Source organism: Acetobacter lambici, from assembly GCF_011516885.1.
GTDB classification, from domain to species: Bacteria; Pseudomonadota; Alphaproteobacteria; order Acetobacterales; family Acetobacteraceae; genus Acetobacter; species Acetobacter lambici.
In genome coordinates this window covers 1-822 of the sequence record NZ_WOTD01000155.1, presented here as the reverse complement: position 1 = coordinate 822, position 822 = coordinate 1, and the positions used below count along the sequence as shown (strand labels likewise).

3 pseudogenes are annotated in these 822 nt (G+C 53.9%); 2 read left to right on the top strand and 1 reads right to left on the bottom strand.

Annotated features, from left to right (window positions below):
* Positions 1-93: pseudogene (locus tag GOB86_RS15630) on the top strand (IS5/IS1182 family transposase); the annotation flags it as partial.
* 6 nt (positions 94-99) lie between these two features.
* A pseudogene (locus tag GOB86_RS16275) lies at positions 100-252 on the top strand (cation:proton antiporter); the annotation flags it as partial.
* A 131-nt stretch (positions 253-383) separates the two neighbouring features.
* Here the strand turns inward: GOB86_RS16275 and GOB86_RS15620 are convergent.
* Positions 384-716: pseudogene (locus tag GOB86_RS15620) on the bottom strand (arsenical resistance protein ArsH); the annotation flags it as partial.
* Between the last annotated feature and the right edge of the window lie 106 nt (positions 717-822).

The following is an 822-nucleotide window of genomic DNA, read 5'->3' as shown; positions in this document are numbered from 1 at the left end:
CAGTTTCGCGCTATCGCAACCCGTTACGACAAGCTGAAATCCACCTTCCTCGCAGCCGTGCAGTTCGCTTCAATCATTATCCTGCTTAACTGACGACACGCCGTAGCACTTGGATTACCGCCGGGAGACTTACGCGATCTGCTGTTGCCTGTCTGTTACGGCGTGGTGGTGTTTACGATCATTGTGCAGGGACTAACCATGGAACGGGTTGCCCGCAAACTCTATCCATCCTCTACGCATGGACCGCAATAATACGGCTCTGATTATTTGAAGGACCGCTCCGTAAGGAGGAAAGTAATGGCAGCTTTATCATGTTTTTCAACAGCCTTCAGCCTGATCGCTTTCCACGATCACAACATCGAACAGTTCCGCCATTGCCCGGCTCACAGGCTTTCCGGGAGACGGAATTCCGTCTTCCGTTCGCTATAGCGGTCCACGAGGTAGCCGGCCCGGTCGCGCAGAAGCCATGTGAACTTCATCAGTTCCTCCATGACATCCACCATGCGGTCATAGAGGGGGGACAGCTTCATGCGGTCATCGTCACCGAACTGTGTATAGGCCATTGGCACGCTGGACTGATTGGGGATGGTAAACATCCGCATCCATCGGTCCAGAACCCGTAGGGCATTGACGGAATTGAAGCTTTGCGATCCTCCTGAGACCTGCATGACTGCCAGCGTGCGGCCCTGCGTCGGACGAATTGAGCCTTCGGGTAATCCCCCCATTTTTAGTCGGGCGTTGAATGAGAATTCAGGCAGCTGTTTTTAGTTTCTGGGCGGGGGTTAGCCCGCTGTTCCCCATGTTGGGTCTGTCATGGTTATA